Origin of the sequence: Halobaculum rubrum (assembly GCF_019880225.1) — an archaeon.
GTDB lineage: Archaea > Halobacteriota > Halobacteria > Halobacteriales > Haloferacaceae > Halobaculum > Halobaculum rubrum.
Genome location: NZ_CP082284.1, coordinates 2,717,776 through 2,742,749, shown reverse-complemented (window position 1 = coordinate 2,742,749; position 24,974 = coordinate 2,717,776). Strand labels below are relative to the sequence as shown.

Here is a 24,974-nt window from a genome sequence, read left to right as displayed (position 1 = left end):
TCCGCGCGTGGCGGTGACGGCGGGTCCGCTGGCCGGTCGGACCCGCCGCGGGGGCGAACGTTCGAGGGGTGTGGTGGGACAGCGTCATCTGTGGATTAGACTGCGACCTTGTCTGCCAGTTCGTCCGCGCGGTCACGCAACGACTCGACCGCGCGGAGGGTGAGTTCCTCGACGCTCATCGACCCGTCCGTCTCGATGTGGAAGACGAACGCGCCGGGCACGTCCTCGATGTCCAGTTCCTTGCCGGGGTAACGGTTCGTGAGGTCGGAATCGAACTCCTCCGTGTGGACGAGTTCGCCGTCCTCGGTCTCGATGACGCCGCGGAGGATGTTCGGCTCCTCCTCGTCGAACTCGGCGGCGTCGCCGACGACGGTCACGCGCTGCAGGTGGCGGTAGCCGACGGCCACGCCGCCCTGGTGTTTCGCGTGTTCCTTCCCGGAGTCGAGCACCGCGTCGGCCTCGAGCTCCAGCCGCTGCCCCTCCTTCAGTTCGATGATGGGGACGTTCTCGTCGGCGGGCTGGACGAGGTCGTCGGACGTCTCGATGTCGCCCGAGTACGCCGTCGCCGGCCCCTCGACGTCGAGCGCGAGGGTGGCGGTTTCGCCGACCTCGTAGTCGTCCAGCGGCGTCGTCAGCGGGACGAGCCCCAGGCGGAGCCCGACCATCTCGTCGAACATCACCGACGAGTTCTCGACGAATCGGACGGTGTCGATCGAGAACGTCGGCACCTCCGAGAGGATCGTCCGGCGCAGGCCGTTCGCGACCGCGGGGGTGAGCCCGCGGACGAGCAGCCGCGCGGATCGGTCGTCTCGGGTGACTACCTCGACGTCGAAGTCATCCGCCATGGGTTACAGGCGGTTCTTCTTTGCCGCTCGAGTGCCGTCGTGCGGGATCGGGGTCACGTCCTCGATGCGACCGATCTCGATCCCGGCGCGGGCGAGCGCGCGGATCGTCGGCTGCGCGCCCGGCCCGGGGGACTTCTGGGCGTTGCCGCCGGGTCCGCGGATGCGGACGTGGACGCCCTCGATACCCTGCGCCTGGAGCTGCTCGGCGACGCCCTCGGCCATCTGCATGGCCGCGTACGGCGACGCCTCGTCCCGGTTCTGCTTCACCACGGCGCCGCCCGAGGACTTGATCAGCGTCTCCGCCCCGGTGATGTCGGTGACCGTGATGAGCGTGTTGTTGAACGACGCGAACACGTTCGCGATCGCCCAGCGGCTCTCGGTTTCGTTCTCGGATTCACTCATTTATTGGCCCTCCGCGCGTTCGGGGTGGAGTTCGTCCGCGAGCGGGGAGATCTCGTCGAAGTCGACGAGACTCTCCTCGACCGTCTCGACCTTGTACGACGGGCGCGTGACGCGGGCGTCCCCGACGACCACGTGGCCGTGGAGGATGAACTGCCGCGCCTGTTTGGTCGAGTTACCGACGCCGTTGCGGTACGCGACCGTCTGGAGCCGGCGTTCGAGCACGTCGGTCACGTCGAGCGACAGCACGTCCGTGATGGCGTCCGCGTCGTCGAGGATGCCGAGGCGCTGGAGTCGCGAGACGAAGTCGGCGCCGGCCTCGTTGGCGGCCTCGACGTCGCCCTGCGACTCGCCGATGAGGCGTCGCGCCTCGCGGCGGTAGCGACGCAGCTCCGACTGCGCGCGCCACAGCTCCTCTTTGTTCTTCAGGCCGTAGCGGGAGAGCAGGTCCGACTCCTCGTCGATACGCTCGCCCTGGTACGGGTGGTTCGGCGTCTCGTAGCGCTTGGTGGAGGTTCCGGTACTCATTCGTCGTCATCCTCCGCGGCGGCCGCTTCCTCCTCGGCCTGTTCCTCGCGGATCTCCTCGACGTTGACCCCGATGGTGCCCTCGGTCCGGCCCGTGGACTTGGTCCGCTGTCCGCGGACCTTCTGCCCGCGCTTGTGGCGGACGCCCTTGTAGGAGTCGATCATCTTCATCCGGTTGATGTCGTGGCGGCGCTTCTCGTTGAGGTCCCCGCCCACGATGTGGTCGGTCTCGCCGGTGAAGAAGTCCTTCTGCCGGTTGACCATCCACTCGGGGACGTGGTCGGAGAAGTTCTGGACGACGTCGACGATGCTGTCGATGTCGTCCTGATCGAGGCGGCCGATCGTGGCCGTTCGGTCCACGTCGGCCGTCTCGGCCACCAGGCGCGCCGTGCGCTGGCCGATACCTTTCATGTCGCTGAGACTGCGCTCGACGGCCTTCGTCCCGTCCAGGTCCGTCTGGCCGATACGGACGAAGTACTGGAGGTCCTCGTCGTCCTCCTCCGCGTCGGGCGCGTTCTCTGGTTCTTCTGCACTCATGTCTTGGTGTGTGGTCAGCGTTGCGGCGGGGATTCGAACCCCGGAGGCTTGCGCCACTGAGTTAGCAACCCAGCGCCTTGGGCCAGGCTTGGCTACCGCAACACCCTGTGTGCTGTATCGTCGCCTCGCGAGCCACCGCGGCTCCGGACTCGGGACCCGATGCCCCTACAGTGTCTGCGTTCGATGTAACTCGGAGGCCGTACTTAAGCGTCACGAAAGGGAGAACGACCGTGCGACCCCGTCACGACCGTGTGAACGACGGACACGGCGTGCCGTCGCCCCGCCGGCGGACACGCCCGGACGGCCGATCGCGTCGTCGCGTTCGGCGGCTCAGACGCTCCCGGCGTCGACGAACTCGAACCGCGCGCCGCCCTGCTCCGACTCGATCGCCGTCACCGACCAGCCGTGGGCCTCGGCGATCTCGCGGACGATGCTCAGCCCGAAGCCGGTTCCGTCCGCACGCGAGGAGTACCCGTGGTCGAACACCGCCTCGCGGTCGGCCTCGGGGATCCCGGGACCGTCATCGGCGACGGCGAACCCGCCCGAGATCGCCTCGACGGCGACGTGCACGTCGTCGCCGCCGTGCTCGACGGCGTTGCGGAAGAGGTTCTCGAGCAGCTGGATCAGCCGACTCCTGTCGGCCGTCAGCGTCGGCGCGTCCTCGGCCGACAGCGTCGCGTCGGCGGTGTCGACGGTCCCCCACGCGTCGCGGGCGACCGTCGAGAGATCGACCTGCTCGGGGGATTCGACGGCGGTCCCCGACTGCGCCATCGTCAGCACGTCGGAGATGATCCGCTCCATCCGATCTTGCGCCCGCATCGCCTTCTCCAGCGCCTCGCTGTCGCACTCCTCGGCGGCCAGTTCGGTCTGGCCCTTCGCCACGGCGAGCGGGTTGCGGAGGTCGTGGCTCACGATCGTCGCGAACTCCTCGAGTCGGTCGTTTTGCCGCCGGAGGTCCTCCTGGATCACCTGCCGCTCCAGTTCGGCGGACACCCATTCGGCCATCAGCTCGACGAGCGTCACCTGCCACTCGTCGAACCCCTCGCCGCGCGGGTCGCGATCGTAGAAGCAGAACGTCCCGTACACCGATCCGTTCACCCGGACCGGCGCCCCGAGGTAACAGGAGATCCCCCAGTCGGCGTTGCCGGCGCGGTCGGCCAGTTCCGGGTGGTCGCTCACGTCGCTGAGCGCGAGCGACTGCTCGGTGAGGACGACCCGCTCGCAGTTGGTCGTCGACAGATCGACGGTGTCGCCGGCGGCGACGCTGTCGTCGGGGGCGTGCACGATCTCGAACACGTACCGGTCGTCGCGGACCCGCGAGAGCGTGCCGTACTCGGTGTCGAGCATGTCGACCCCGACCCGAAGCAGCTCGGAGACGCGCTCCTCGAACGTCTGATCGGGCTCCGCGAGCGTCTCGGTGATCGCGGCCAGCGCCTCCTCGTGCGATCGGAGCTGCTCGCGGCGCTCGTGCTCGTCGCTCACGTCCCGGAAGAACACCGACAGGCCCGACTCCGACGGGTACGTCCGGACGTCGAGCCACGCCTCCAGCGGGTCGTAATACGCCTCGAACTCGACGACCGACTGGGTCTCCATCGCCTCGACGTAGTTGTCGTGAAACGTCGTATCGACGGCGTTCGGGATCAGTTCCCAGATGTTCCGGCCGACCAGTTCGCCGTCGACCGGTTCCTCGGCCGCGTCCCGGACGATCGCCTCGCCCCGGCCGTTGAGGAACGTGAACCGCCACTCGTCGTCCAGCGCGAAGAAGGCGTCCGTCATCCGGTCGAGGAGCGCCGGGTCGAGGAACGACCCTTCGTCCGTCCCGGCCGAACCGGATCGGGGCGGTGACGGCTCCTCGTTGTCTGTCATTGTCTCAGAGCCGGGGCGAGCGATGATAAAAGTTCGGCGACGGACTCGTCGACCGCGGTCTGCCGGCGCCGATGCCGCGAGGTGGCCGTCGGTTGTCGGACCGATCAGTTGTCGGGCCAGCGCTCGATGTACACCGTCTCGTCGGTGTAGAACCGGACGGCGTCGTCCCCCTGGGCGTGCAGGTCGCCGAAGAACGAGTCCTTGTCGCCGCCGAAGTGGAAGAACGCCATCGCGGCGGCGGTGCCGACGTTGACGCCGACGTTGCCGGCGTCGACCTCCAGGCGGAACTGCCGCGCCTCGCCGCCGTCGCTCGTGAACAGCGACGCCGCGTTGCCGAACTGCGAGCGGTTCACCAGCGACACGGCGTCGTCGAAGTCCTCCGCGCGGATCAGCGCCAGCACCGGCCCGAAGATCTCCTCGCGGGCGATCGTCGCGTCGGGGTCCACGTCGCCGAAGACGGACGCGCCGAGGTGATACCCCGCCTCCGGCACCGCCTGCTCGCGGCCGTCGAGGAGGAGTTCGGCCCCCTCCTCGACGCCAGTCTCGACGTACTCCAGCACCGAGTCGCGGTGCGGGCCGGACACGAGCGGCCCCATGTCGGTGCCCTCCTCCAGTCCGGGACCGACCTCCATCGCCTTCGCTTCCTCGACGAGCAGCTCGGCGAACTCGTCGTACACCTCGTCCTCGACGACGGCGACGGGGTTCGCGAGACAGCGCTGGCCGGCGTTGGCGAACGCCGACGAGCAGGTCTGTTCGGCGGCGAACTGCAGGTCCGCGTTCGCCGAGACGATGACGTGGTTCTTCGCGCCGCCCTGCGCCTGCACGCGCTTGCCGGCACCGGCGGCGGTCTCGTACACGTGCTGTGCGATCGGCGTCGACCCGACGAACGAGACCGCCTCGATACCGTCGTGGGTGATGAGCCGGTTCACGGTGTCGGGGCCGCCGTGGACGACGTTGACGACGCCGTCGGGGAAGCCCGCCTCGTCGACGAGACTGGCGATCCGGTTCGCGGTGAACGGGTCGCGCTCGCTCGGCTTCAGGACGAACGTGTTGCCCGTCGCGACCGCGTACGGGAGGAACCACAGCGGGATCATCGCGGGGAAGTTGAACGGCGTCACCGCGACGACCGTCCCGAGCGGCTGGCGAACGGCCGTCTCGTCGATGTTCGGCGCAGCGTGCGGGAGGTGGCCCGCCTGCATCATCGTCGGGATGCCGCAGGCGACCTCCACGTTCTCGATCCCGCGTCGGATCTCGCCCATCGCCTCCGCCTTCGTCTTCCCGTGTTCGGTAACGAGCACCTCCGCCAGCGACTCCTGGTGGTCCTCCAGCAGCTGCTTGAAGCGGAACAGCGGTTGGATGCGTTCCTCGACGGCCGTCGTGGACCACTCCTCGAACGCCTCGTTGGCCAGCGCGACCGCCTCGTCCTCGTCGTCGGCCGACGAGAAGGCGATCGACCCGAGCCGGTCGCCGGTCGCGGGGTTCTCCACGTCCAGCGACTCGTCGCCCGAGGCCTCGCGCCACTCGCCGGCCACGTAGTTGTGCGCGACTTCGCCGTCCTCGATCGGATCTACCATGACGATCGATCACGCACGTCCTGGGAAAGAGGTACCGTTGCCGGTAGTCTCTGTTCCTACATCGAGGAGAGAGCGGACGGGGTCAGCGTCGTCCCGGTCGCCTACGGGTGCGCGTAGAAGGCGAGGTGCTCGCCGGGCTCCGCTTCCTCGGCGTCGTCGTCGGCCGCGGCGTCGAACCGAGCGAAGCCGACGCGCTCGAACTGCACCAGATCGTCGACGTCGTAGTCGGCGTAGCCGGGTTCGGCGTAGCCGATCACGTCGCCGTCCATCGTCCGCATGCGGACGCGGACGTGTTCGTCGTCGCCGGCGCCGACCCAGTGGATCACCGGAACGTCCTCCTCGCGCACGAGGTCGATGTCGGTGCCGACCCACGCGAGTTCGTCGCCGTCGCGGCGGAGACAGCCGAGCCCCTTGAGCCAGACGCGCTCGGCGTCGGCGGGCACGTCCTCCGACTCCAGCAGGACGGCGTCGCTCGCGGGCACAGTGCGGTCGCCGCGGTCCTCGTGGTTGGGATGCAGCGGCGGGTGGCCCGCGTCGGGCACGTCGCCGGCGAGGTCGAACGCCTCGGCGGCGCACGCGGGGAGGCGGTCGCGGTCGGCCGCGTCGGAGGCGACGCCGTCGCGGACGAGGAACCGGCGGTCGGTGTCGTCGTCGATCAGGTCGCGGTTGGTCGCGTAGATGCTCGACATCGCCAGATCCACGTTGCTCGTGGAGACGCCCAACTCGACCATCGCGTCGACGATGGCCTGCCCGCGGATGCCGCGGCGCTCCACCGACGCGAGCGTCGGCGCGCGTGGGTCGTCCCAGCCGGTCAGCTCGCCGCTGTCGACCCGCTCTTTGATCGTCGAGGTGGACATCGGCACGTCGTAGGCGTCGATCTGGACGTGCCCCCAGTGGACCACCTCGGGGTACTCCCAGCCGAAGTAGTCGTAAACGAAGCGCTGGCGCTTGGCGGAGTCCTGGAGGTCGATACCACGGATAATGTGCGTGACGCCCGTGAGGTGGTCGTCGATGCCCGACTGGAAGTCGAGCATCGGCCACGCGCGGTAGTCGGCCGCCTCCTCGCGCGGATGGGGCGTGTCGACCATCCGGAAGGCGACGAAGTCGCGCATCGCGGGGTTCTTGTGCTCGATATCGGTTTTCACACGGAGGACCATCTCGCCGGCGGCGTACTCGCCGTCGACCATCGCCTCGAACTCCTCGCGAACCGTCCCGACGTCCTTGTCGCGGTGGTCGCAGGGCTCGGCGTCGGCCTTCAGCCCCCGGAAGTGCTCGGCCGGGCACGAGCAGGTGTAGGCGCCGCCCTTCTCGATGAGGTCGCGCGCGTGGTCGTAGTACGTCTCGACGCGGTCGCTCGCCTTCAGCACCTCGTCGGGCTCGAAGCCGAGGTAGCCGATGGCGTCGAGGATCTCGCCGTACGCGTCCAGGTCCGGACGCTTGGTCTCGGGATCGGTGTCGTCGAACCGGCAGATCATCCAGCCGTCGTAGATCTCCTTGTACGTCCCGATGACCGCTGGCATGCGGGCGGAGCCGAGGTGCCACGGACCGTTCGGGTTCGGCGCGAGTCGCATCCGGATCTCGTCGTACGCGTCCGCGTTCGGGAGATCGGGAAGCACCTGGTCGTCCTCCTCGTCTTCGGCCTCCAACTCCTCGACCAGGTCCGGCGCCAGATCGAGCAGGCGCTCGCGGCGCTCGTCGTCGTCCAGCCCGGATATCTCCGCGATCACCGGCGCGACGACGCCGGGCACCTCGTCGCCGTGCGGTCGGAAGTCGGGGTTCTCGCCCATCAGCGGGCCCATGATCGCGCCCACCTCGGGGTCGGAACCGTGCTTCAGGGCGTTGTAGAGGGCGTGCGTCTCCGCCTCGGCGCGCACGCGCTCCGTGAGGTCGTCGTTCATGCGTCGGGATTCGCTCCGCGCGCCCAAAACCGGTCCGGATCGCGCTCGCGGGCGGACCACGCGACGACTGCCGTGGCGGCGGCTTCGGGGCGGTGAAACCCGGCCGCACCGTCGGAGCAACGCGACAGCGGGTCCATGCTCCGTCGGCGCGACCAGCGGTGTGCGAGTGGCACACCCGGGTAGGGGCGTTCGAGCACACGTCGCTCACCGGTATAGGCGCGTCGACCGTTCACGTCGTTTCACGCCGGCGCCGTCCGACGAGCGACCGGTAGTCGACACGTACCACCGGTTCCACACCGGGTTTCATGTGCTCGCACCTGGATCGCCAGCCATGCCAGTCTACTACGAGGACGTCGAGGTCGGCGCGGTCGAGACGCACGGCGACTACGAGGTGACCCGCGAGGAAGTGCTGTCGTTCGCCGAGCGGTACGATCCGCAGTGGTTCCACACCGACCCCGACCGCGCGGCCGAGGAGTCGCCCTACGGCGGCGTGATCGCCTCCGGCTGGCACACCGCCGCGATGACGATGCGCCTGCTCGTCGAGGGAACGCTTGCCGACGCTGCGACCGTCGGCGCGAAAGGAGTCGACGAACTCCGGTGGCCGGTGCCGGTGCGACCGGGGGACACCCTCCGCATCGAGAACGAAGTGCTGGAGACGGTCCCGGAACGGCCCGAGCGTGGGCTGGTCCGAGCACGGACGCGGACGTTCAATCAGGACGACGAGCGGGTGTTTTCGATGATCGGGAACGTGATGTACCTCCGGCGAAACGACGAGTAGGCGACGGGTACGGAGCCCACGTCAGCGAGCGTGCCGGCCGCCGTCAGCGGGCCCGTCGTTCGGTGTCGCGGTCGTCGTTGCGGTCGCCGTCGCGCTCGCGCTCGCTGTGGTCGGCGTGTTCCATGAGATCCGTCGCCCGCCGGACCACGCCCGTCAGCGTCGTCGCTTCCTTGCTCGTCGGATGCGCGCGCCCGACCAGTCGGCGGATCAGGCGCTCGCTGCGCTCGCGTTTGTGGTCGCGCGACTCCGCCTGCGCGAGGAACGCGCGGAACTGCTCGTAGAACCGTTCGATCTCCGGCTCGTCGGCGCGCTCGTGGTCCACGTCCGGAAGCTGGTACTCGTCGAGGAACAGCGAGCGAAGCTCGTACAGCGTCACGGTCGCCGCCTGCCCGAGATTCATCACCGGATAGTCGGGATTGGCGGGGATCGAGACGAGCTCGTCCAGCCGTTCGAGCTCCTCGTTGTTCAGGCCGGTTCCCTCGCGGCCGAACACCAGCGCGGTGTCGGTGTCGACGGTCGCCAGCGACTCGCGCAGCTCGGCCGGCGTCTTGAACGGGTACCGAACGTGGCGCCGGGCGTCCTCGCCGGTGATCGCGGTGGTGCCGACGGTGTGGTAGTTCTCGACTATCTCCTCCAATGCCACCGTCTCGGCGTTCGGGAGCACGTCCTCGCGGGCGTGGCCGGCGAACCCGTACGCCTCGCCGTCGGGGTCGATCTCGGGCGGGTCGACCAGCTTCAGGTCCGTGAGTCCGAAGTTCTTCATCGCCCGCGCGATGGTGCCGACGTTGCCGGGCGTCTCCGGCTCCACGACGACGACGACGAACTCGCGGTCCTCGTGGCCGGCGTCCGCGGCCGCCTCCTCGCTCATGTCGGGTACTCCCGATCGAGATCGAGGTCGTCGACCGAGAGGTCGTCGTCCGCGTCCGTGGCTGTGTCCGCGTCGACGTCGTCGCCGTCGGCGTCCTCCGCGGATCCGTCGTCCGCGTCGGCGACCGCGCCGGTGTCGTCCGACTCCGCCTCGAAGTCCGGCCGCTCGTCCGCGAGGAGGTCTTCGCCCTCGTACAGGTCCTCGGGGTCACGAAGGTCGGGGAGGTCCTCGGGCGCCTCCTCGACGTGCTCCATCCCGCCGTAGCCGTCGGGCGCGCGGCCGCCGTCGTCGAACCACTCGTGGAACGCGTCGCGGAACGTCTCCTCGCCGGCGATCGAGGCGCCGCCGCGTTCGCGGAACCAGAACAGGAAGTCCGCCTCGTGTTCGTCACACAGCAGCACCTCGTCGAGCGGTTCGCCGTAGACGATGCTCGAAACCCGACACTGTCGTTTGTTCTCCTCGCCGTGGATCAGGTAGCAGGCGTCGCAGGGCTTGTTCATCACGACCTGGAGCCGCACGAGCCGGTGGCGGGGCTCCTTCGGGATCTCCTCCAGCGGCCTCCAGCCGCCGGCGTCGGTGAAGATCTCGTCCTCGTCGAAGCGCCAGCCGCGCAGGCCGATGCTCACCTTACCCATTTGCCCCGTCTTGCCGCGCGGCGGGGATAAGCGGCGCGCTCTGGCGGCCGGCGACCCGACCGTCCGTCGCCGATCGGAGTGTCTGTCGTCGATCGGAGTGTCCGTCCGTCCTCGATCCGCGGCGTCGCCTCCGCGATCACAACACCGAAGCGCGGCCCGCCCCTGCAGTGGTTCATGCGAACTGTCGACGCCGCGGGCCTCCAGATCGGCGACGATCACCCGCCGCGGATCATGGGCGTGTTGAACGTCTCGAAGGAGTCGCCGTACGACCCCAGCGTGTACGACGACCCCGGGGACGCGGCGGCGTACGTCGACGAGGAACTCATCGGTGAGGGCGCCGACATCGTCGACGTGGGGCTGGAGTCGGCGAACAAGCGCTTCGAGGTGCTCTCGGCCGAGGAGGAACTGGAACGGCTCGACACCGCGATCGAGACGATCGAGAGCGTCTCCGGCGACGCCGTCTTCTCCATCGAGACGCGGTACCACGAGGTCGCCGAGGCGGCGCTGAACCGGGGCTTCGACATGGTGAACGACATCTGCGGCTTCGCCGACCCGGAGATGCCCCGGGTCTGTGCAGCACACGACGTCGCCGTCGCGAAGATGGCGTCGCCGCCGGATCTGGAGCGCCCGGGCGCAGTCGAGGAGGTCGACGACATCTACGAGTCGCTCTCGCGCAACGGCTTCACCGACAAGACCATCGTCGACCCCGCGTTCGGGGGCTGGTCCGAGGAGAAGACCCTGGAGGACGACCGCGAGACGTTCCACCGGCTCCGGGAGTTCCGCGGCTACGGCCGGCCGATCCTCGTGTCGATCAACCGGAAGAACTTCCTCCGGAGCGTCGCCGGTCGCGACACCGAGGGGGCGCTGCCCGTCTCGCTGGCGGCCACCTCGATGGCCGTCGAACGCGGCGCCCACATCGTCCGTACGCACGACGTGGCCGAGACGCGCGACGCTGCGCTCATCGGGGCGGAGTTCGCCCGCGACCGGACGCGTCGAGGCGGCGAGGTCGCCGTCGAGGAGCTCGACGTGGCGACGACCGGGGACGCCCGTCGACACGTCGACCGTGTCGGCGGCGACCCCGCCGTCGCCGCCGACGCCGTCGCGCGCGTGTACGAGTTCGACGGACTCGACGCCGAGGAATTGGGGGCGCTGCGCGCGGCGACCGCTGATACGTCCGCGGTACTGGTCCCCGACGGGACGGAGTCGTCCGCGCTGTTGGTGGGGACGGTCGCCGAAACTGCGGCGGCCGCAGCGACCGCGAGCGGGGCTACGGAGGCGTTGGACGCCGCGCTGTCCGTCGTCACACGCCCGACAGAGTAAGAAAACTTATACCCGATCGGTCGATAGCGGACGGTGGACGCCGGAAGGGCACCGCGGGTAGGGGTACTCTGGTGCGCTTTCGGCCCGATCCCGTATTACTGCCAACCGCCACACCGGTAGTCGCCGCCATGAAATTCACCGACTGGGAGCCGATCTACGGGGCGATCCTCGCCGACTTCGGGTTCGACCGCGCCGCCGACGAGGCGGTCAGGGACCGTGCCGCGGCCCACGCCGAGCCGTTCGACCTCGGCCGACTGGACTGCGCGGGCGCGACCGTCGCCGTCGCGGGCGCGGGGCCGTCGCTGGAGGCCGACGCGGATCTCGCACGCGACGCGGACCTCGTGTTCGCGGCGTCGACCGCCGCCGACCGCCTCGCCACCGATGGCGTCGGCGTCGACGCGATGGTGACGGACCTGGACAAGAACCCCGGGACGGGCCTCGCACGAACCGAACGCGGCGCGGTCGTCGTCGCGCACGCCCACGGCGACAACGGCGATCTGGTCGACGAGTGGCTCCCCCGCTACGACGCCGCGCACACGCTCGTCACGACGCAGGCCGCCCCGGTCGACGCGGTCGCCAACTACGGCGGCTTCACCGACGGCGACCGGGCGGCGTTCCTCGCGGACCGCTGCGGCGCCGAGCGGCTCGTCTTCCCGGGCTGGGACTTCGACGATCCCGACGTGGACGGCATGAAGGCTCGAAAGCTCGACTGGGGCGAACGCCTGCTGCACCTGCTGGAGCGGCGCCGCGGGGAACGGTTCGCCGTCCTCGACGGGAGGCGTGACGGGATCGAACCACTCTGACGGTGTGGTCGTTCGCGTTGCCGCAGCCGGGAGCAGCCGCGTTTCGCCACTAACGTTACTACCGTCGCGCCCGTGTCCGGTTTCATGCGCCTGTTCTGGCACCGGCGGGACCTGCGAGTCGCCGACAACCGCGGGCTCGCGGCCGCGGCCGATGCGACCGCCGACGGCGACGCGGTCGTTCCGGTGTTCGTCCTCGACGACGACGTGTTGGATCACGCCGCGAGCCCGCGTGTGCGGTTCATGCTCGACGCGCTCGCGGAACTGCGCGACGACTACCGCGAGCGCGGCTCGGACCTCGTCGTCGCCCGCGGCGACCCCGCGGAGGTGCTCCCGACCCTCGCGGCGGACCACGACGCCGAGGCGGTCGTCTGGAACGAGGACTACTCCGGGCTCGCTCGCGAGCGCGATGCCCGCGTCCGGATGGCGCTCGACGACGCCGGCGTCGCCCGCAAGAGCTACCACGACGCCGTCCACCACGAGCCCGGGACGATCACGACCAACGCCGGGGACCCGTACTCGGTGTTCACCTACTTCGGGCGGAAGTGGCAGGACCGAGAGAAGGCAGATCCCTACGAGGCACCCGCCGATGACGCCCTCGTCGACGCCGACGCCGTCGACGCGAACGATCTCCCGACCGTCGCGGACCTCGGCTTCGAGGAGCCGACGGCCGACGTGCAGTCCGCCGGCACCGCCGCCGCCCGCGACCGGCTCACGGCGTTCTGTGAGGACGCCGTCCTCCGCTACGACGACGACCGCGACTATCCGGCGAAGGAGGCGACCTCCCGGCTCTCGACGGATCTCAAGTGGGGGACGATCGGCGTACGGGAAGTGTACGCCGCCACCGAGGAAGCGATGGCCGAGGCGGAGGCGATGGCCGACGACGACGGCGTCGCCGCGGAGGAACACGACGCCGTCGCGTCCGTCGAGGAGTTCCGGTCCCAACTCGCGTGGCGGGAGTTCTACACGCAGGTGCTGTGGGCGAACCCCGAGGTGGTGACGCGCAACTACAAGGAGTACGAGCGCGACATCGAGTGGCGCGAGGACGAGGAAGCGATGGCCGACCTCCGGGCGTGGAAGGACGGCGAGACCGGGTATCCGATCGTCGACGCTGGCATGCGCCAGCTCCGGGAGGAGGCGTACATGCACAACCGCGTGCGGATGATCGTCGCGTCGTTCCTCACGAAGGACCTCCTGATCGACTGGCGCCACGGCTACGAGCACTTCCGGGAGCACCTCGCGGACCACGACACCGCCAACGACACCGGCGGGTGGCAGTGGGCCGCCTCGACCGGGACGGACGCCCAGCCGTACTTCCGGATCTTCAACCCCATGACGCAGGGAGAGCGATACGACCCCGACGCGGAGTACATCTCGGAGTACGTACCCGAACTCGCGAGCGTCTCGGCCGACAACGTCCACTCGTGGCACGAGCTGTCCGTCGGCCGACGGCGACAGCTCGCGCCGACGTATCCCGATCCGGTGATCGACCACTCCGAGATGCGCGAGCGGGCCCTCTCGATGTACAAGCGCGCCCGCGGCGATGACGAGGAGGAGGCGAGCGCGGACTGAGACGGCGCCGTCGCCGCCGTGGCCGACGACCTTGCCGCCCGCGATACGACTTTGCCCCCGGCGCTCCAGTGTCGGGTATGGACATCGCCGTGCTGCTGTACGAGGGGTTCGACGAACTGGACGCGGTCGGTCCGTTCGAGGTGTTCGAGAACGCCGAGGGCGCCGGCGCCGACTTCGACACCGAACTCGTGGCGCTCGACGGGCCCGGGCTCGTCACCGCGAGCCACGGAATGCGTGTCGAGGCCGAGGCGGAACTGCCCGAACCGGGCGGGGTGGACCTGCTCGTGGTTCCGGGCGGCGGCTGGAACGATCGCAGCGAGGCGGGCGCGCACGCCGAGTACGACCGCGGCGCGATCCCCGACGCGGTCGCGGCCCACCACGACGCCGGAACGACGGTCGCGTCCGTCTGCACCGGAGGGATGCTCCTCTCGAAGGCCGGCCTCTTCGACGGCCGACCCGCCGTTACTCACGCCGGCGCGCTGGACGACCTCCGGGACACAGCCGCGGAGGTCCGCGACGAGCGCGTCGTCGACGACGGCGACGTGCTTTCGGCGGGTGGCGTCACCTCGGGGATCGACCTCGCGTTGCACATCGTCGAGCGGGAGGCCGGCGCGGAGATCGCCGAGTCGGTCGCGACCACGATGGAGTACACCAGACAGCACGACGCCTACGAGCCGGGCGCGATCGCCGGCGTGGAGTAGGGCCGGTTACGATTCGCAGTCCCGCGCCCTACTCTCGGACGAGCGGCACGAGCGCGACCGCCGCCAGCGCCGCACAGCCCGCCAACGCGTACCAGCCGAGCGCGTAGCCCGCGGTGTCGGCGAGATAGCCGAAGGCGGGAGGCGCGACGAGCCCGCCGAGGTTGATCGCCGTCTGGCCCCCCGCGGTGGCCGCGCCCACCTCGTCGTCGTCGACGAGCGCGGTGAGACAGCCGTAGTACATCCCGGGGAACCCGAGCACGAAGAAGCCCAACAGCGCGAACGCCGCGGCGGCGACGAGCGGTCCGCCGACGAGCGTGACGCCGACGAACCCCCCGACGCTGACGACCGCCTGCACGACCAGCACGCGTGCGTTCGCGACCGAGGCGGACAGCGGGAGGCGGTCGGCGACGGCGCCCCCGCCGAGGCGTCCGAGGCTCCCCGTCACCTGCACGGCGGCGAGCGTCCCCCCGGCGACGGCGGCGGAGGCGAGCACGGCGTCGGTCATGTGGAGCACGACGTAGCCGGTGGTGGTGAACACCGCCGCGCCGAGGAAGAACCCCGCGACGAGCAGGCCGCGGTACCCCCGACCCGAGAGCAGGCCCCGCACGTCGGGCGTCGAGAGGGTGCCAGACCCCGCGCGGCCCTCGTAGTCGCGGGCGAACGCCAGCGCGACGGCGACCGCGACCGCGGCGGCGACGAGGAAGCCCATCTCCCAGTCGCCGCCGGCGCCGGCGACGGTGATCAGCCCCGCCGAGAGTCCGGAGCCGACGGTCACGCCGACCTGTTTCACGTTCATCGCGAGGTTGCGACGACCCTCCGGGGCGACGACCAGCACCGCACGGTTGGTCGCCGGCATCGCCGTCGCGTACGCAACCCCGAGCAGCACGAGCGACGCGAGCACGAGCGGGTAGGAGGGCGCAACCGCGACGGCAACGCAGGCGACACCCATCGCGAGGAGGCCGCCGACCATCGGGAGCCGTTCGCCGTAGGCGTCGACGACCGCCCCCGCCGCGAACAGCGACAGCGTGTAGCCCGCGATCACCGCCGTCACGGCGAGTCCCGTCCGGAAGCGTGTGAGGTCGAAGTCCGCGCGGAGGAACGCCGTCGTCGCGAACACCGCATAAAAGCAGACGCTCGCCGACACCTGCCAGCCGCCGACCAGCCCGACGCCGCGCCACTCGCGCACGCCGTTTCGTCGTCGTCCCGGGGGCCTTCCTCCGTCGGTACCGGCGAGGTGGACCGCGACTCCGGGGCGCGATCCCTGCCACGTGGTACCAGTCACCTTCTCAATCTTTAACAGCTATTACGCCGTTGTAGTAGCCGGAGGATTCAATTATGAGCTACGAACTCGATCCGCTGCCGTACGACTACGACGCACTGGAACCGCACATTTCCGAGCAGGTGCTGACGTGGCATCACGACACCCATCACCAGGGGTATGTCAACGGCTGGAACTCTGCGGAGGAGACGCTCGAAGCGAATCGCGAGGAGGGCGACTTCTCGTCCTCGGCCGGTGCCATTCGCGACGTGACGCACAACTCGTCGGGCCACATTCTGCACGACCTGTTCTGGCAGAACATGAGTCCCGAGGGCGGCGACGAGCCTGAGGGCGCGCTCGCCGACCGCATCGCCGAGGACTTCGGCTCGTATGAGGCCTGGAAGGGCGAGTTCGAGGCCGCGGCGGGCAACGCCTCGGGCTGGGCCCTGCTCGTGTACGACACGTTCTCGAACCAGCTCCGCAACGTCGTGGTCGACAAACACGACCAGGGCGCGATCTGGGGCGGCCACCCGATCCTCGCGCTGGACGTGTGGGAACACTCCTACTACTACGACTACGGCCCCGCCCGCGGCGACTTCGTCTCCGCGTTCTTCGAGGTCGTCGACTGGGACGAGCCCGCCACCCGCTACCAGCAGGCCGTCCAGCTCTTCGAGTAGGTCCGCCTTCGAGCGGCAGCAGCGCCGCCGACCGGACCGACTCGTACCCGGCGAACAGACGACGCGACCGTGGGCACGGCCGTCGTCGCCGGGGGCGGTACGGACGACGAACTCCTCGATCTTTGCGAACCTGGCCCCGATCGATCGCGGCGATCCGACCTGCCGGCGGAGCGCCGAGCAGCTATCGTTGCCGGCGGCGTTCCGCGGCGTCGGTGAGTGTCTCGAGGCTGATGGTGTCCGGCAGCAGTTCCCCGAGCGTGTAGGTCGTGACGCCGTCGCCCTCGTCGCAGACGACCTCCAGGTCGGAATCACAGAACTCCGCGAGCGTCTGGCGGCACATCCCGCAGGGAGTGACGCCGTCGGCGGCGTCGGAGGCGACCGCGAGGCGGTCGAACTCGGCGTGGCCGTGCTTCACCGCCTCCGCGATCGCGACCTCCTCGGCGTGCAGGGAGTTGGAGTAGTTGGCGTTCTCGATGTTACAGCCGACGTAGACGGTGCCGTCCGCGGTTCGGAGCGCCGCGCCGACCGGGTACTCCGAGTAGGGAACGTACGCGTCGGCGAAGGCGTCGCGGGCGGCCGCGACCAGCGGGTCGTCGGCGGGGTCTGCTGTCATGTCCCAGCCGACCGGCCGCTCGCACTTAACGATGTGTCGTCGCGTGGGCGGCTTCCGGGAATCCGGCGTACCGGACCCGACAGCGCCTTGCCGCCGGCGACCCAAGCGGGGCCGTGAGCGACCGAGCGGGCGCCGACGGCGTCGACGACGAGGACGACAGACCTGGTGACGACCGAGTCGGGGACCGGGAGAACGCGATCGAAGGGGAGGCGAGCGCCGTCGAGGTGTCCGGTCGACCGTACCTGCTCGGGGCGGCCGTAGTCGTGACGCTGTTCGCGGCCGCCGCGGGCTACGTCGTCGCCGCGAACAACGTCGTGGACGCCGTGACTGTGTTCGGCCTCGTCACGCTCTCGGGGTCTCCGGCGACGATGGCGGCGTACGGGGCGGTGCTGTCGGCGCTCGTGCTCGGTGTCCTGTTCGGACTCGTCACGGTCGCCTCGCGGTTCGACGAGGACGCGATCAACTGACCCGACCTATCGGATGCTCCGGAGCCGGCTCTGACCGTGCGGCGAGCGGGGTGCTTTTGTGCCAGCGGCGACCAGCAGAGGTATGGCGACGAGCGCGACAGAATCGGCCGACGTGCCCGGTTCGGATCCCGACGACGCGCCGGATGAGAAGGCGGGTCGCGGACGGCTCTGGGCCGCACTCGCGGTGTTGCCGTTCCTCGCGATCGGGCTCGGAGACGTGGTGTTGCTGTTGATCTGGGGAATCGATCCGCTGTGGGGCTTCGCGATCCTCCCGCCGATCCTGTTCTGTTCGATGCTCGCGTACCTCGTGTTCTCCACGGACTTCCTCGAAGGTCGGACCTGATCGCCGGCAGCAGTCCGCTCGGCGGGCCGCCATCACCTCCCGGTGTCGTACTTGTAGGTCGCCTCGTCGGGGTCGATACCGAAGTCCTCGGCGGTCTCCTGAACCTCCGGTTCGGCGTCGTCCCCGTCGGCGGGGGCGGCCTTGAACCGCTCGCGGAACCGCTCGGGTAACATGAACTCCTCGCGGTCGAGCCGCAGCGGCGTCGCGTTCTCGCCCTCGTCGGCGCGGACCTGTTCGAGCCGGTCGGCGAGCGGGTCGGGAACTCCGTCGTCGTCGAGCATCTCGAAGCCGAACTGTTCGAGGTACGTCGCCGTCGGCGTGAAGCAGTACACCTCGTCGAACTCCTGGTCGCCGGCCTTCTCGACCAACCGCTCGACGACGTGCGCGCCGATCCCCTGCCCGCGCCACGACTCCAGCACCCCGATCCCGGTCAGTTCGACGAACTCGCCGTCGTCGGTTTTGTGGACCCGCAGGCGGCCGAACCCGGCGCGGGCGTTCGACCCCTCCTCGACCGCGACTACGTAGTCGCGCGACCGGAACGCTCGCTCATCGAGCCCCATCTCCTCGATGTGCTCGAGCAGCCACGCCTCGTCCCGGTTCTTGGCGTCGCGGACGTACATGAGCGACAGTACGCGGGCCGGTGTGTTACCAGTTGTGGAGGATCCGCCGCCGGCGACGCGGTCCGGGGGAGGACGGCCGCCTCACCGCGCGGTCCACCCGCCGTCGACCGAGAGGCACGCGCCCGTCACGTAGCCTGCGGCGTCACTCGCGAGGAACACGACGGGGCCGGCGACCTCCGCGGGGTCGGCGAATCGATCCAGCGGCGTGCGGTCGCGGATCGAGTCCATCAGGCGCTCGTTCCCCTCGATGTCGGCCGTGAGGTCGGTGAGGACGTAGCCGGGCGCGACCGCGTTCACGCGCACCTCGGGCGCCCAGTCGAGCGCCATCGACTTCGTTACGCCGACGAGTCCGTGCTTCGAGGCGACGTACGGGTGCTGTCGGGGGAGTCCGACCAGCCCGCCCACCGAGGCGACGTTGATCAGACTCCCGCCGTCGCTCGCGTGCAGCGCCTCCGCGGCCGCGCGGGCACAGCGGAGCGCGCCGCGGAGGTTCACGTCGAGCACGAACTCCTCGGCGTCCTCGGTCGTCGCCTCCGGCGGTCCGAGCGCGCCGTCGGGGTTGACGCCGGCGTTGTTGACGACGATGTCCGGGCCGCCGAGCTCCTCGCGAACGGTCGCCATCAACGCGGTCACGTCGTCCGTATCGGTCACGTCGGTCGGACACGCTAGCGAGTCGATGCCGCGGGACTCGACCGCGGCGACCGCCTCCTTGACGTCCGCGGCGGTGCGGCTCGTCGGCACCACGTCGGCGCCCGCGTTCGCCAGGCCGAGCGCGATCGCGCGACCGATCCCCCGAGTGCCGCCGGTGACGACGGCGACGCGGTCGGAGAGGTCGAGGGCGGTCGTCGGATCGAACTCGCCCGCGGAGTCGTCGGTCATGAGCCCGACCACTCCCCGATGGCACTTCGCTCTTGGCTCGTGTGCCCCGGGCGGGGCTGTCCATCGTGTAAAATTACTTGCCGTCTCCGCAAAAACGGCCGCTCATGAGCAACGACCCGGACGCCGCCGTCGACACAGACGAGATCGTCCACGAACCCGAGGAGGCGTTCGCCGAGGCGACGAACGTCCGCGCGTTCATGCGCGAGTACGGCATCGACGGGTACGAGGACCTCATCGAGCGCACCACGACCGACCTGCCGGGGGAACCGGACTCCGGCGTCGACTGGTTCTGGGACGAACTCGTCGACTACCTCGGGATCGACTTCTCCGAGGCGTACGACGAGGTCCGTGACGACACGGACGGGCCGCAGTTCACCGACTGGTATCCCGGCGGCGAGATCAACCTCGCGCACAACGTCCTCGACCGCCACGCCGAAGGCGACGCCCGCGACGACGTGGCCTGCGTGTGGGAGGGCGAACCCGGCGACGTGCGCGAGGTGACGTTCGGCGACCTCCACGATCAGTCGAACCGCGTCGCCAACTACCTCGAATCGCGGGGCGTCGAGACGGGCGACACCGTCGGCCTCTACATGGCGATGGTTCCCGAGGTGATGAGCATCCTCTACGGCTGTTTCAAGATCGGCGCGATCGCGGTGCCGATCTTCTCCGGCTTCGGCGTCGACGCGACCGCGACCCGGATCGACGACTCCGAGTGTTCGGTGCTGTTCACCGGCGACGGCTTCTACCGCCGCGGCAGCGAGGTGCTGCTGAAGGACACCGCCGACGAGGCGATCGAGGAGGCCGGTCACGTCGAGGAGGTAGTGGTGTACGACCGGCTGGGTAGCGAGGCGCGAAGCGCCTCGAACACGCGAGGGGGGAGCGAAGCGACCCGCGAGCGGAGCGACGACGGGAGCGACACCGAGATCCCCTGGAACGACGACCGCGACGAGTGGTGGAGCGACTCGGTCGCCGAGGCGTCCCCGGAGTACGAGACGAAGTCGCTGCCCAGCGGTCAGGAGTCGATGCTGCTGTACTCCTCCGGGACGACGGGGACACCGAAGGGGATCGTTCACACCCACGCCGGTGTGCAGATGCAGTGCGCCAAGGAGATCCACTTCGGCTTCGATCAGAAGCCCGACGACGTGTTCTGGTGGGTATCGGACATCGGCTGGATGATGGGGCCGTGGATGCTGATCGGGAATCACACCTTCGGCGGGACGATCCTGATGTACGAGGGCGCGCCGGACCACCCCGGTCCGGACCGTTTCTGGGAGACCATCGACCGACACGACGTGACCCAGTTCGGGATCTCGCCGACGGCGATCCGCGCGCTGCGCAAGCACGGCGACGAGCACATCGAGGGCCACGACCTCTCCAGCCTGCGGATCCTCGGGTCGACCGGCGAACCGTGGGACCCCGAGTCGTGGCTGTGGTTTCACGAACACGTCGGCGGCGGCGAGGTGCCGATAATCAACATCTCCGGCGGCACGGAGATCTGCGGCTGCTTCCTCATGCCGATGCCGGATCAGCCCCTCAAGCCGTGCACGCTCGGCGGTCCCGGACTGGGAATGGACATCGACATCGTCGACGAGGACGGCGAGAGCGTCGCAGACTCCAACGAGCGGGGGTACCTGGTCGCGCGCGACTCCTGTCCGTCGATGACCAAGAGCCTCTGGTCGGGCGACGAGCGCTACCTCGCGGAGTACTGGTCACGGTTCACGGACCCCCCCATGTGGAACCACGGCGACTGGGCCCAGAAGGACGAAGACGGCTTCTGGTACCTCCACGGCCGCGCCGACGACGCGCTCAACGTCGCCGGCCGGAAGGTCGGCCCCGCCGAGATCGAGGGGGTTCTGATCGACCACGAGGCCGTCAACCAGGCGGCGGCCGTCGGCGTCGACGACGAGACCACCGGCACCGCGGTCGCCGCGTACGTGGTCCTCGAACCGGGTGCTGAGTCGAGCGACGACCTCCGGGAGGAGCTTCGGGCGCTCGTCGGCGAGGAGCACGGGAAGCCGTTCCGCCCCCGCGAGATCCTGTTCGTCGGGGAGTTCCCGAAGACGCAGTCGGGGAAGATCATCCGGCGGGCGATCTCGGCCGTCCATCAGGACGAGGACCCCGGCGACCTCTCCTCGATGGAGAACCCCGAGGCGCTGGAGGCGCTTCGGGAGGCGAGCTAACGCGGGGTGGGCGACGAGAGCGACACCGCGTCGAGCCCGAGCGTCAGGTCCTCCGGCGCCGCGCGACCGTCCGCGACGACGGCGGTCGTCGCGTCGAGAGAGGCGTCGCCATCCGGGAGCGCGACCGCCCCGCCCGCGGCGAGCGGCGCGACGACGCCGGCGGCGACCGTCCGCGGGTCCGACAGCGGCGCGCGCACCGCGACCCGTGACTCCGCATCGAGCGCGAGTTCGTCCGCGGTCTCTCGCGCCGCATCGAGGAGGTCGGCGTGTGAGTACGTGCGGTCGGTGTCGGCGTCCCGAAGCACGAGATCTTCGGTGTCGTGGAACGTCGGCGGGAACGCGGGGTTCTCGCTCCACACCTCCTCCTCCCAATGGGTCGTGTCCGGCCGCTCGGGGTCGCCGCCGAAGGCGACGAGCTTCGAGCCGCCCGGGAGGTCGAACTCGTGTTCGCGCTGGGCCGGGACGACCACCGCGCGGGCGTCGGACTCGGGGTCGATATCCGACGCGAACTCCGTCACCGCGCCGAGAAGGGCGGCGCCGAGGAACGTGAACACCGCCTGCGGGTGTGGGTCGGCGTCGATGACGACGCGGTCGCCCTCGCGGACGCCGATGTGGCTGAGGACGTTGCCGGCCTTGTAGGCGGTGTTGCACAGATCGAAGTAGCTGTACGTGCGGTCGAGTTCCGCGGCGTGGAGTGCGGGCCGCTCGCTGCGTCGGTCGCGGGCGACGAGGTCGCCGACGAGCGTGAACTCCTCGGTCATGCGAGGGCGTTAGAGCGGGGCGACCAAGAGGGGTCCGGCGAGCGCCGTGCGATCGCGGCCGGAACGATCGGCTGATCGTACCGACTCGGGGTGTAGCCGGGTCGAGAGCACACGGGGCGAAGCTCTTTCTATGATACTGCACGTATCACGTCGTATGAGTGAGACCACGTCGTCGAACGGGGGAACCTCCGCTCGAATCGTGGAGACTAGAGACGTACTGGGGGGAGAGCCTCGAATAGACGGAACGAGGGTCGGTGTGCTGACGATCTACGAGCGAGTCGAGGGACGTGGTCTCGAACCGCAGACCGTTGCGGACCGGCTTAATCTGGACGTGGCCGACGTGTATCGGGCGCTCGCGTACTACCACGAGCATCCCCGCCAGATGGAGGAGGTCCGTCGCGAGCGCTCGGAGGCGATGGAGGAGGTCGAGACGCGGATCGACCGTCCCGAAAGTGTCAACCCCGAGTGAGCGTGTCGGGGCGTGAGTGGGCGTTTCTTGTCGATGAGAACCAGGAGCCGAAGATCGCGGCGATACTCGAAACGGAGGGATACGACGCTGAACACGTGCAGAACGTGCTCGGAAAAGGTGTGAAGGACGAACCCGATGTTCTTCCGTACGCTGTCGCCAACGATCGGATCGTTATCACGGCGGACGTGAAGGACTTCGCGCCGCTGCGCCCGTCAGAACACTGTGGAGTGATGCTGCTCGACATGCAGCGCACCTCGGCTTACGACGTTTCGAACGCCGTTCTCGACATCATCGAGTCCTACAGGGACCGAGACCAGTTCGTGATGGAGAAGTTGGACGCCTGGCTGTAGGTTACAGCACCAAGCCGCGGATGGCGACTCCCTCGCCCGCCTCGACCGTGCCGATCACGCGGCCGTCGGTCTCGGCCGCCAGCGACTCGGCCCGTTCGGAGTCGACCGCGGCGACGAAGCCGGTGCCCATGTTGAACGTGCGGTGCATCTCCTCGTCGGCGACGTTGCCGGCCTCCTGCACGAACTCGAAGACGGGCGGGGCGGGCCACGGGTCGGTGATCTCGTAGCGGTTCTCACCCAGTCGCTCCAGGTTGGTCCAGCCGCCGCCGGTGACGTGCGCGGCACCGCGGACACCGTGCTCGCGCATCGGCTCCAGGAGGCCCGCGTAGATACGCGTCGGCTCCAGCAGCGCCTCGCCGACGGTGTCGTACCCCTCGAACGGGCACGGGTCGGCGTACTCGTGTTCTCGAGTAGCGGCCTCACGGGCGAGCGTGAGGCCGTTCGAGTGGATGCCCGACGATTCCCAGCCGACGAGCGCGTCGCCCGGTTCGGCGTGGCCGTCGAAGACGGCGTCCTTGGCGACGAGGCCGGCGCAGGTTCCCGCCAGATCCAGTCCCTTGATCACCTCGGGCATCACCGCGGTCTCGCCGCCGACGAGCGCGACGCCGGCGCGCTCGGCGCCCTCGCGGAGGCCCGCGCCCACCTGCTCGGAGAACGTCTCGTCGGGCTCGTCGACCGCGAGGTAGTCGACGAACGCGACCGGGTCGACGCCGGCGGCGACGAGGTCGTTGGCGTTCATCGCGATGCAGTCGATGCCGACCGTCGAGTAGTCCCCCAGCGCCTCGGCGACGATGAGCTTCGTCCCGACGCCGTCGGTGGCCAGCGCGAGGTACCGATCGCCGATGTCGAGCAGGCCGGCGTAGTCGCTCCCTTCGGCGCCGGCGTCGCCGACTGCGGACACGAGCGCGGCGGTCGCGGCCTCGCTGGCGTCGATGTCGACCCCCGCGTCGGCATAGGTGAGTTCCTCGTCGGTGTCGGCGGCGTCCGTGTCGTCGGTCATGCTCGTGAGGGGTTCGGGTGGGAGCAAAAGCGCACCGACAGCGCGGCCGAGCGGAGCGAGGCCGCGGCACGCGGCGGCGAGGTCATCGTGCCGAGCCGTCCCCGAACACAGCGCGGCCGAGCGGAGCGAGGCCGCGGCACGCGGCGGCGAGGTCATCGTGCCGAGCCGTCCCCGAATACAGCGCGGCCGAGCGGAGCGAGGCCGCGGCACGCGGCGGCGAGGTCATCGTGCCGAGCCGTCCCCGAACACAGCGCGGCCGAGCGGAGCGAGGCCGCGGAACGCGGCGAACGTCTCGCCCGCGATCGAGGCGGGACCGCGAGACTGCTCCGACTGTGGCGCGTCAGAACAGGACGAACAGGGCGAACCCGACCGCCAGCGCCGCGCTCGGGAGGAACGCCGCGAGCCACACCGGCGTCGACCACGCGCGCACCGTCGCGCCGTCGAGCGGCCCGAACGGGATCAGGTTGAACGCCGCGAGCAGGAGGTTCACCGCGACGCCGTAGGTCCCGACTGTCAGCGCCAGCGACGAGACCCCCGCAACCCCGACCAGCAGCAGCGGCGCGAACAGGGCCGCGAGCACGAGGTTCACGACGGGTCCCGCGAGCGCGATGAGGCCGTTCTGGCGCTTGGTGATCCGACCGACGTGGTGGACCGCGCCGGGAGCGGCGAACAGAAAGCCCGCGGTGGCGGCGACAACCGCGAGAAACAGCATGCCGTAGTCCGCGCGAAAGGCCGCCCGCTGGCCGTACCGCACCGCGACGACCTTGTGTCCCAGTTCGTGCAACAGGAACGCGATGCCGGCGGTGACGAGACTCACGATGAGCAGTCCGCCAAGCGATCCGACGGCGCCCGCCGCGAGCGTGTTGATCACGGCGGTGCCGCCGCCGGCGAAGAACACCGCGAACGCGACCGACAGCGCGACCCACGCCAGCGAGAGATCCCGGAGTTCCCGACTCGAAAACGAGAGCCCCGCGATCGACGCGGCGACACCGCCGGACGAACTCGACGCCCCGCTCCTCCTCCCCCCGTCGCCGGCG

27 protein-coding genes and 1 tRNA gene are annotated in these 24,974 nt (G+C 69.7%); 11 read left to right on the top strand and 17 right to left on the bottom strand.

All coding sequences use genetic code 11. The features are described 5' to 3' along the window. Positions 1–95: 95 nt before the first annotated feature. From K6T25_RS13990 to K6T25_RS13955, 8 genes are all read right to left on the bottom strand, one after another. A complete protein-coding gene (locus K6T25_RS13990; protein ID WP_222915120.1) occupies positions 96–845 on the bottom strand; it encodes a DNA-directed RNA polymerase subunit D in 750 nt (249 codons plus the stop codon). A 3-nt stretch (positions 846–848) separates the two neighbouring features. After that, positions 849–1,247 (bottom strand): 30S ribosomal protein S11, encoded by a 399-nt coding sequence (locus K6T25_RS13985; RefSeq protein WP_222915118.1) that lies wholly within the window; start codon positions 1,245–1,247, stop codon positions 849–851. Beyond that, positions 1,248–1,772: a 30S ribosomal protein S4 gene (locus K6T25_RS13980; protein WP_222915116.1), complete on the bottom strand. Its 525-nt coding sequence runs from the start codon at positions 1,770–1,772 to the stop codon at positions 1,248–1,250. Beyond that, positions 1,769–2,308, bottom strand: a complete 540-nt coding sequence (locus tag K6T25_RS13975) for a 30S ribosomal protein S13 (RefSeq protein WP_222915113.1) — start codon at positions 2,306–2,308, stop codon at positions 1,769–1,771. Before K6T25_RS13975 ends, K6T25_RS13980 begins: the two co-directional genes overlap by 4 nt. 18 nt (positions 2,309–2,326) lie before the next feature. Next, positions 2,327–2,410: transfer RNA gene (locus tag K6T25_RS13970), tRNA-Ser, on the bottom strand. Positions 2,411–2,638: 228 nt separating this feature from the next. Further along, entirely contained in the window at positions 2,639–4,174 is a 1,536-nt protein-coding gene (locus K6T25_RS13965) for a sensor histidine kinase (protein ID WP_222915112.1), read from the bottom strand. Between the two features lie 104 nt (positions 4,175–4,278). Further along, a complete protein-coding gene (locus K6T25_RS13960; protein WP_222915110.1) occupies positions 4,279–5,748 on the bottom strand; it encodes a CoA-acylating methylmalonate-semialdehyde dehydrogenase in 1,470 nt (489 codons plus the stop codon). A gap of 101 nt (positions 5,749–5,849) precedes the next feature. Next, positions 5,850–7,646: a glutamate--tRNA ligase gene (locus K6T25_RS13955; protein WP_222915108.1), complete on the bottom strand. Its 1,797-nt coding sequence runs from the start codon at positions 7,644–7,646 to the stop codon at positions 5,850–5,852. Positions 7,647–7,977: 331 nt separating this feature from the next. Here K6T25_RS13955 and K6T25_RS13950 point away from each other — a divergent pair, with 331 nt between their 5' ends. Then, positions 7,978–8,424 carry a MaoC family dehydratase gene (locus K6T25_RS13950; RefSeq protein ID WP_222915107.1) on the top strand — a complete coding sequence of 149 codons (447 nt, stop codon included), beginning with the start codon at positions 7,978–7,980 and terminating at the stop codon, positions 8,422–8,424. A gap of 43 nt (positions 8,425–8,467) precedes the next feature. Here the strand turns inward: K6T25_RS13950 and K6T25_RS13945 are convergent, their stop codons facing one another. Together K6T25_RS13945 and K6T25_RS13940 are read right to left on the bottom strand one after the other, a co-directional pair. Next, a complete protein-coding gene (locus K6T25_RS13945; protein WP_222915105.1) occupies positions 8,468–9,292 on the bottom strand; it encodes an RNA methyltransferase in 825 nt (274 codons plus the stop codon). Continuing rightward, the gene (locus K6T25_RS13940) at positions 9,289–9,927 is read right to left on the bottom strand and encodes a DUF8114 family protein (RefSeq protein ID WP_222915103.1); all 639 of its coding nucleotides are present in this window, start codon (positions 9,925–9,927) and stop codon (positions 9,289–9,291) included. Before K6T25_RS13940 ends, K6T25_RS13945 begins: the two co-directional genes overlap by 4 nt. A gap of 174 nt (positions 9,928–10,101) precedes the next feature. Here K6T25_RS13940 and folP point away from each other — a divergent pair, with 174 nt between their 5' ends. The 4 genes from folP to K6T25_RS13920 all read left to right on the top strand — a co-directional run bounded on the left by folP (position 10,102) and on the right by K6T25_RS13920 (position 14,320). Continuing rightward, on the top strand, positions 10,102–11,247 hold the full coding sequence (gene folP, locus K6T25_RS13935; protein ID WP_222915101.1) for a dihydropteroate synthase: 1,146 nt from the start codon (positions 10,102–10,104) through the stop codon (positions 11,245–11,247). Between the two features lie 128 nt (positions 11,248–11,375). Then, complete coding sequence (locus tag K6T25_RS13930; protein WP_222915100.1) at positions 11,376–12,050, top strand: 6-hydroxymethylpterin diphosphokinase MptE-like protein; 675 nt, start codon at positions 11,376–11,378, stop codon at positions 12,048–12,050. Positions 12,051–12,134: 84 nt separating this feature from the next. Next, complete coding sequence (locus K6T25_RS13925; RefSeq protein WP_222915098.1) at positions 12,135–13,619, top strand: cryptochrome/photolyase family protein; 1,485 nt, start codon at positions 12,135–12,137, stop codon at positions 13,617–13,619. Between the two features lie 77 nt (positions 13,620–13,696). Next, a complete protein-coding gene (locus K6T25_RS13920) occupies positions 13,697–14,320 on the top strand; it encodes a DJ-1/PfpI family protein (RefSeq protein ID WP_222915096.1) in 624 nt (207 codons plus the stop codon). Positions 14,321–14,348: 28 nt separating this feature from the next. Here K6T25_RS13920 and K6T25_RS13915 read toward each other — a convergent pair whose 3' ends face one another. After that, the gene (locus tag K6T25_RS13915) at positions 14,349–15,506 is read right to left on the bottom strand and encodes an MFS transporter (RefSeq protein WP_222915094.1); all 1,158 of its coding nucleotides are present in this window, start codon (positions 15,504–15,506) and stop codon (positions 14,349–14,351) included. Positions 15,507–15,655: 149 nt separating this feature from the next. Here K6T25_RS13915 and sod point away from each other — a divergent pair, with 149 nt between their 5' ends. Then, the gene (gene sod, locus K6T25_RS13910) at positions 15,656–16,255 is read left to right on the top strand and encodes a superoxide dismutase (protein WP_222915092.1); all 600 of its coding nucleotides are present in this window, start codon (positions 15,656–15,658) and stop codon (positions 16,253–16,255) included. 181 nt (positions 16,256–16,436) lie between these two features. Here the strand turns inward: sod and cdd are convergent, their stop codons facing one another. After that, positions 16,437–16,868: a cytidine deaminase gene (cdd, locus tag K6T25_RS13905; RefSeq protein WP_222915090.1), complete on the bottom strand. Its 432-nt coding sequence runs from the start codon at positions 16,866–16,868 to the stop codon at positions 16,437–16,439. 113 nt (positions 16,869–16,981) lie between these two features. Here cdd and K6T25_RS13900 point away from each other — a divergent pair, with 113 nt between their 5' ends. Next, a complete protein-coding gene (locus K6T25_RS13900; RefSeq protein ID WP_222915088.1) occupies positions 16,982–17,335 on the top strand; it encodes a DUF7520 family protein in 354 nt (117 codons plus the stop codon). A gap of 82 nt (positions 17,336–17,417) precedes the next feature. After that, on the top strand, positions 17,418–17,678 hold the full coding sequence (locus K6T25_RS13895) for a DUF8142 family protein (protein ID WP_222918098.1): 261 nt from the start codon (positions 17,418–17,420) through the stop codon (positions 17,676–17,678). A 32-nt stretch (positions 17,679–17,710) separates the two neighbouring features. Here the strand turns inward: K6T25_RS13895 and K6T25_RS13890 are convergent, their stop codons facing one another. Continuing rightward, entirely contained in the window at positions 17,711–18,298 is a 588-nt protein-coding gene (locus K6T25_RS13890) for a GNAT family N-acetyltransferase (RefSeq protein WP_222915086.1), read from the bottom strand. Positions 18,299–18,379: 81 nt separating this feature from the next. Next, the gene (locus K6T25_RS13885; protein WP_222915085.1) at positions 18,380–19,177 is read right to left on the bottom strand and encodes an SDR family NAD(P)-dependent oxidoreductase; all 798 of its coding nucleotides are present in this window, start codon (positions 19,175–19,177) and stop codon (positions 18,380–18,382) included. Between the two features lie 104 nt (positions 19,178–19,281). Between K6T25_RS13885 and K6T25_RS13880 the strand changes: the two genes are divergently transcribed. Further along, positions 19,282–21,357, top strand: a complete 2,076-nt coding sequence (locus K6T25_RS13880; protein WP_222915083.1) for an AMP-binding protein — start codon at positions 19,282–19,284, stop codon at positions 21,355–21,357. Here the strand turns inward: K6T25_RS13880 and K6T25_RS13875 are convergent. After that, positions 21,354–22,118 (bottom strand): AMP-binding protein, encoded by a 765-nt coding sequence (locus K6T25_RS13875; RefSeq protein ID WP_222915081.1) that lies wholly within the window; start codon positions 22,116–22,118, stop codon positions 21,354–21,356. The two genes, K6T25_RS13880 and K6T25_RS13875, sit on opposite strands and share 4 nt — an antisense overlap. Positions 22,119–22,374: 256 nt before the next feature. On the opposite strand from K6T25_RS13875, the gene K6T25_RS13870 reads away from it, so the two are divergent. Beyond that, entirely contained in the window at positions 22,375–22,587 is a 213-nt protein-coding gene (locus K6T25_RS13870) for a hypothetical protein (RefSeq protein WP_240009220.1), read from the top strand. Then, a complete protein-coding gene (locus K6T25_RS13865) occupies positions 22,584–22,937 on the top strand; it encodes a DUF5615 family PIN-like protein (protein ID WP_222915077.1) in 354 nt (117 codons plus the stop codon). The genes K6T25_RS13870 and K6T25_RS13865 overlap by 4 nt, the downstream gene beginning before the upstream one ends. A 1-nt stretch (position 22,938) precedes the next feature. Here K6T25_RS13865 and purM read toward each other — a convergent pair whose 3' ends face one another. Together purM and K6T25_RS13855 are read right to left on the bottom strand one after the other, a co-directional pair. Beyond that, positions 22,939–23,937 (bottom strand): phosphoribosylformylglycinamidine cyclo-ligase, encoded by a 999-nt coding sequence (gene purM / locus K6T25_RS13860; RefSeq protein ID WP_222915074.1) that lies wholly within the window; start codon positions 23,935–23,937, stop codon positions 22,939–22,941. Between the two features lie 340 nt (positions 23,938–24,277). Beyond that, entirely contained in the window at positions 24,278–24,913 is a 636-nt protein-coding gene (locus K6T25_RS13855; RefSeq protein WP_222918066.1) for a zinc metalloprotease, read from the bottom strand. Between the last annotated feature and the right edge of the window lie 61 nt (positions 24,914–24,974).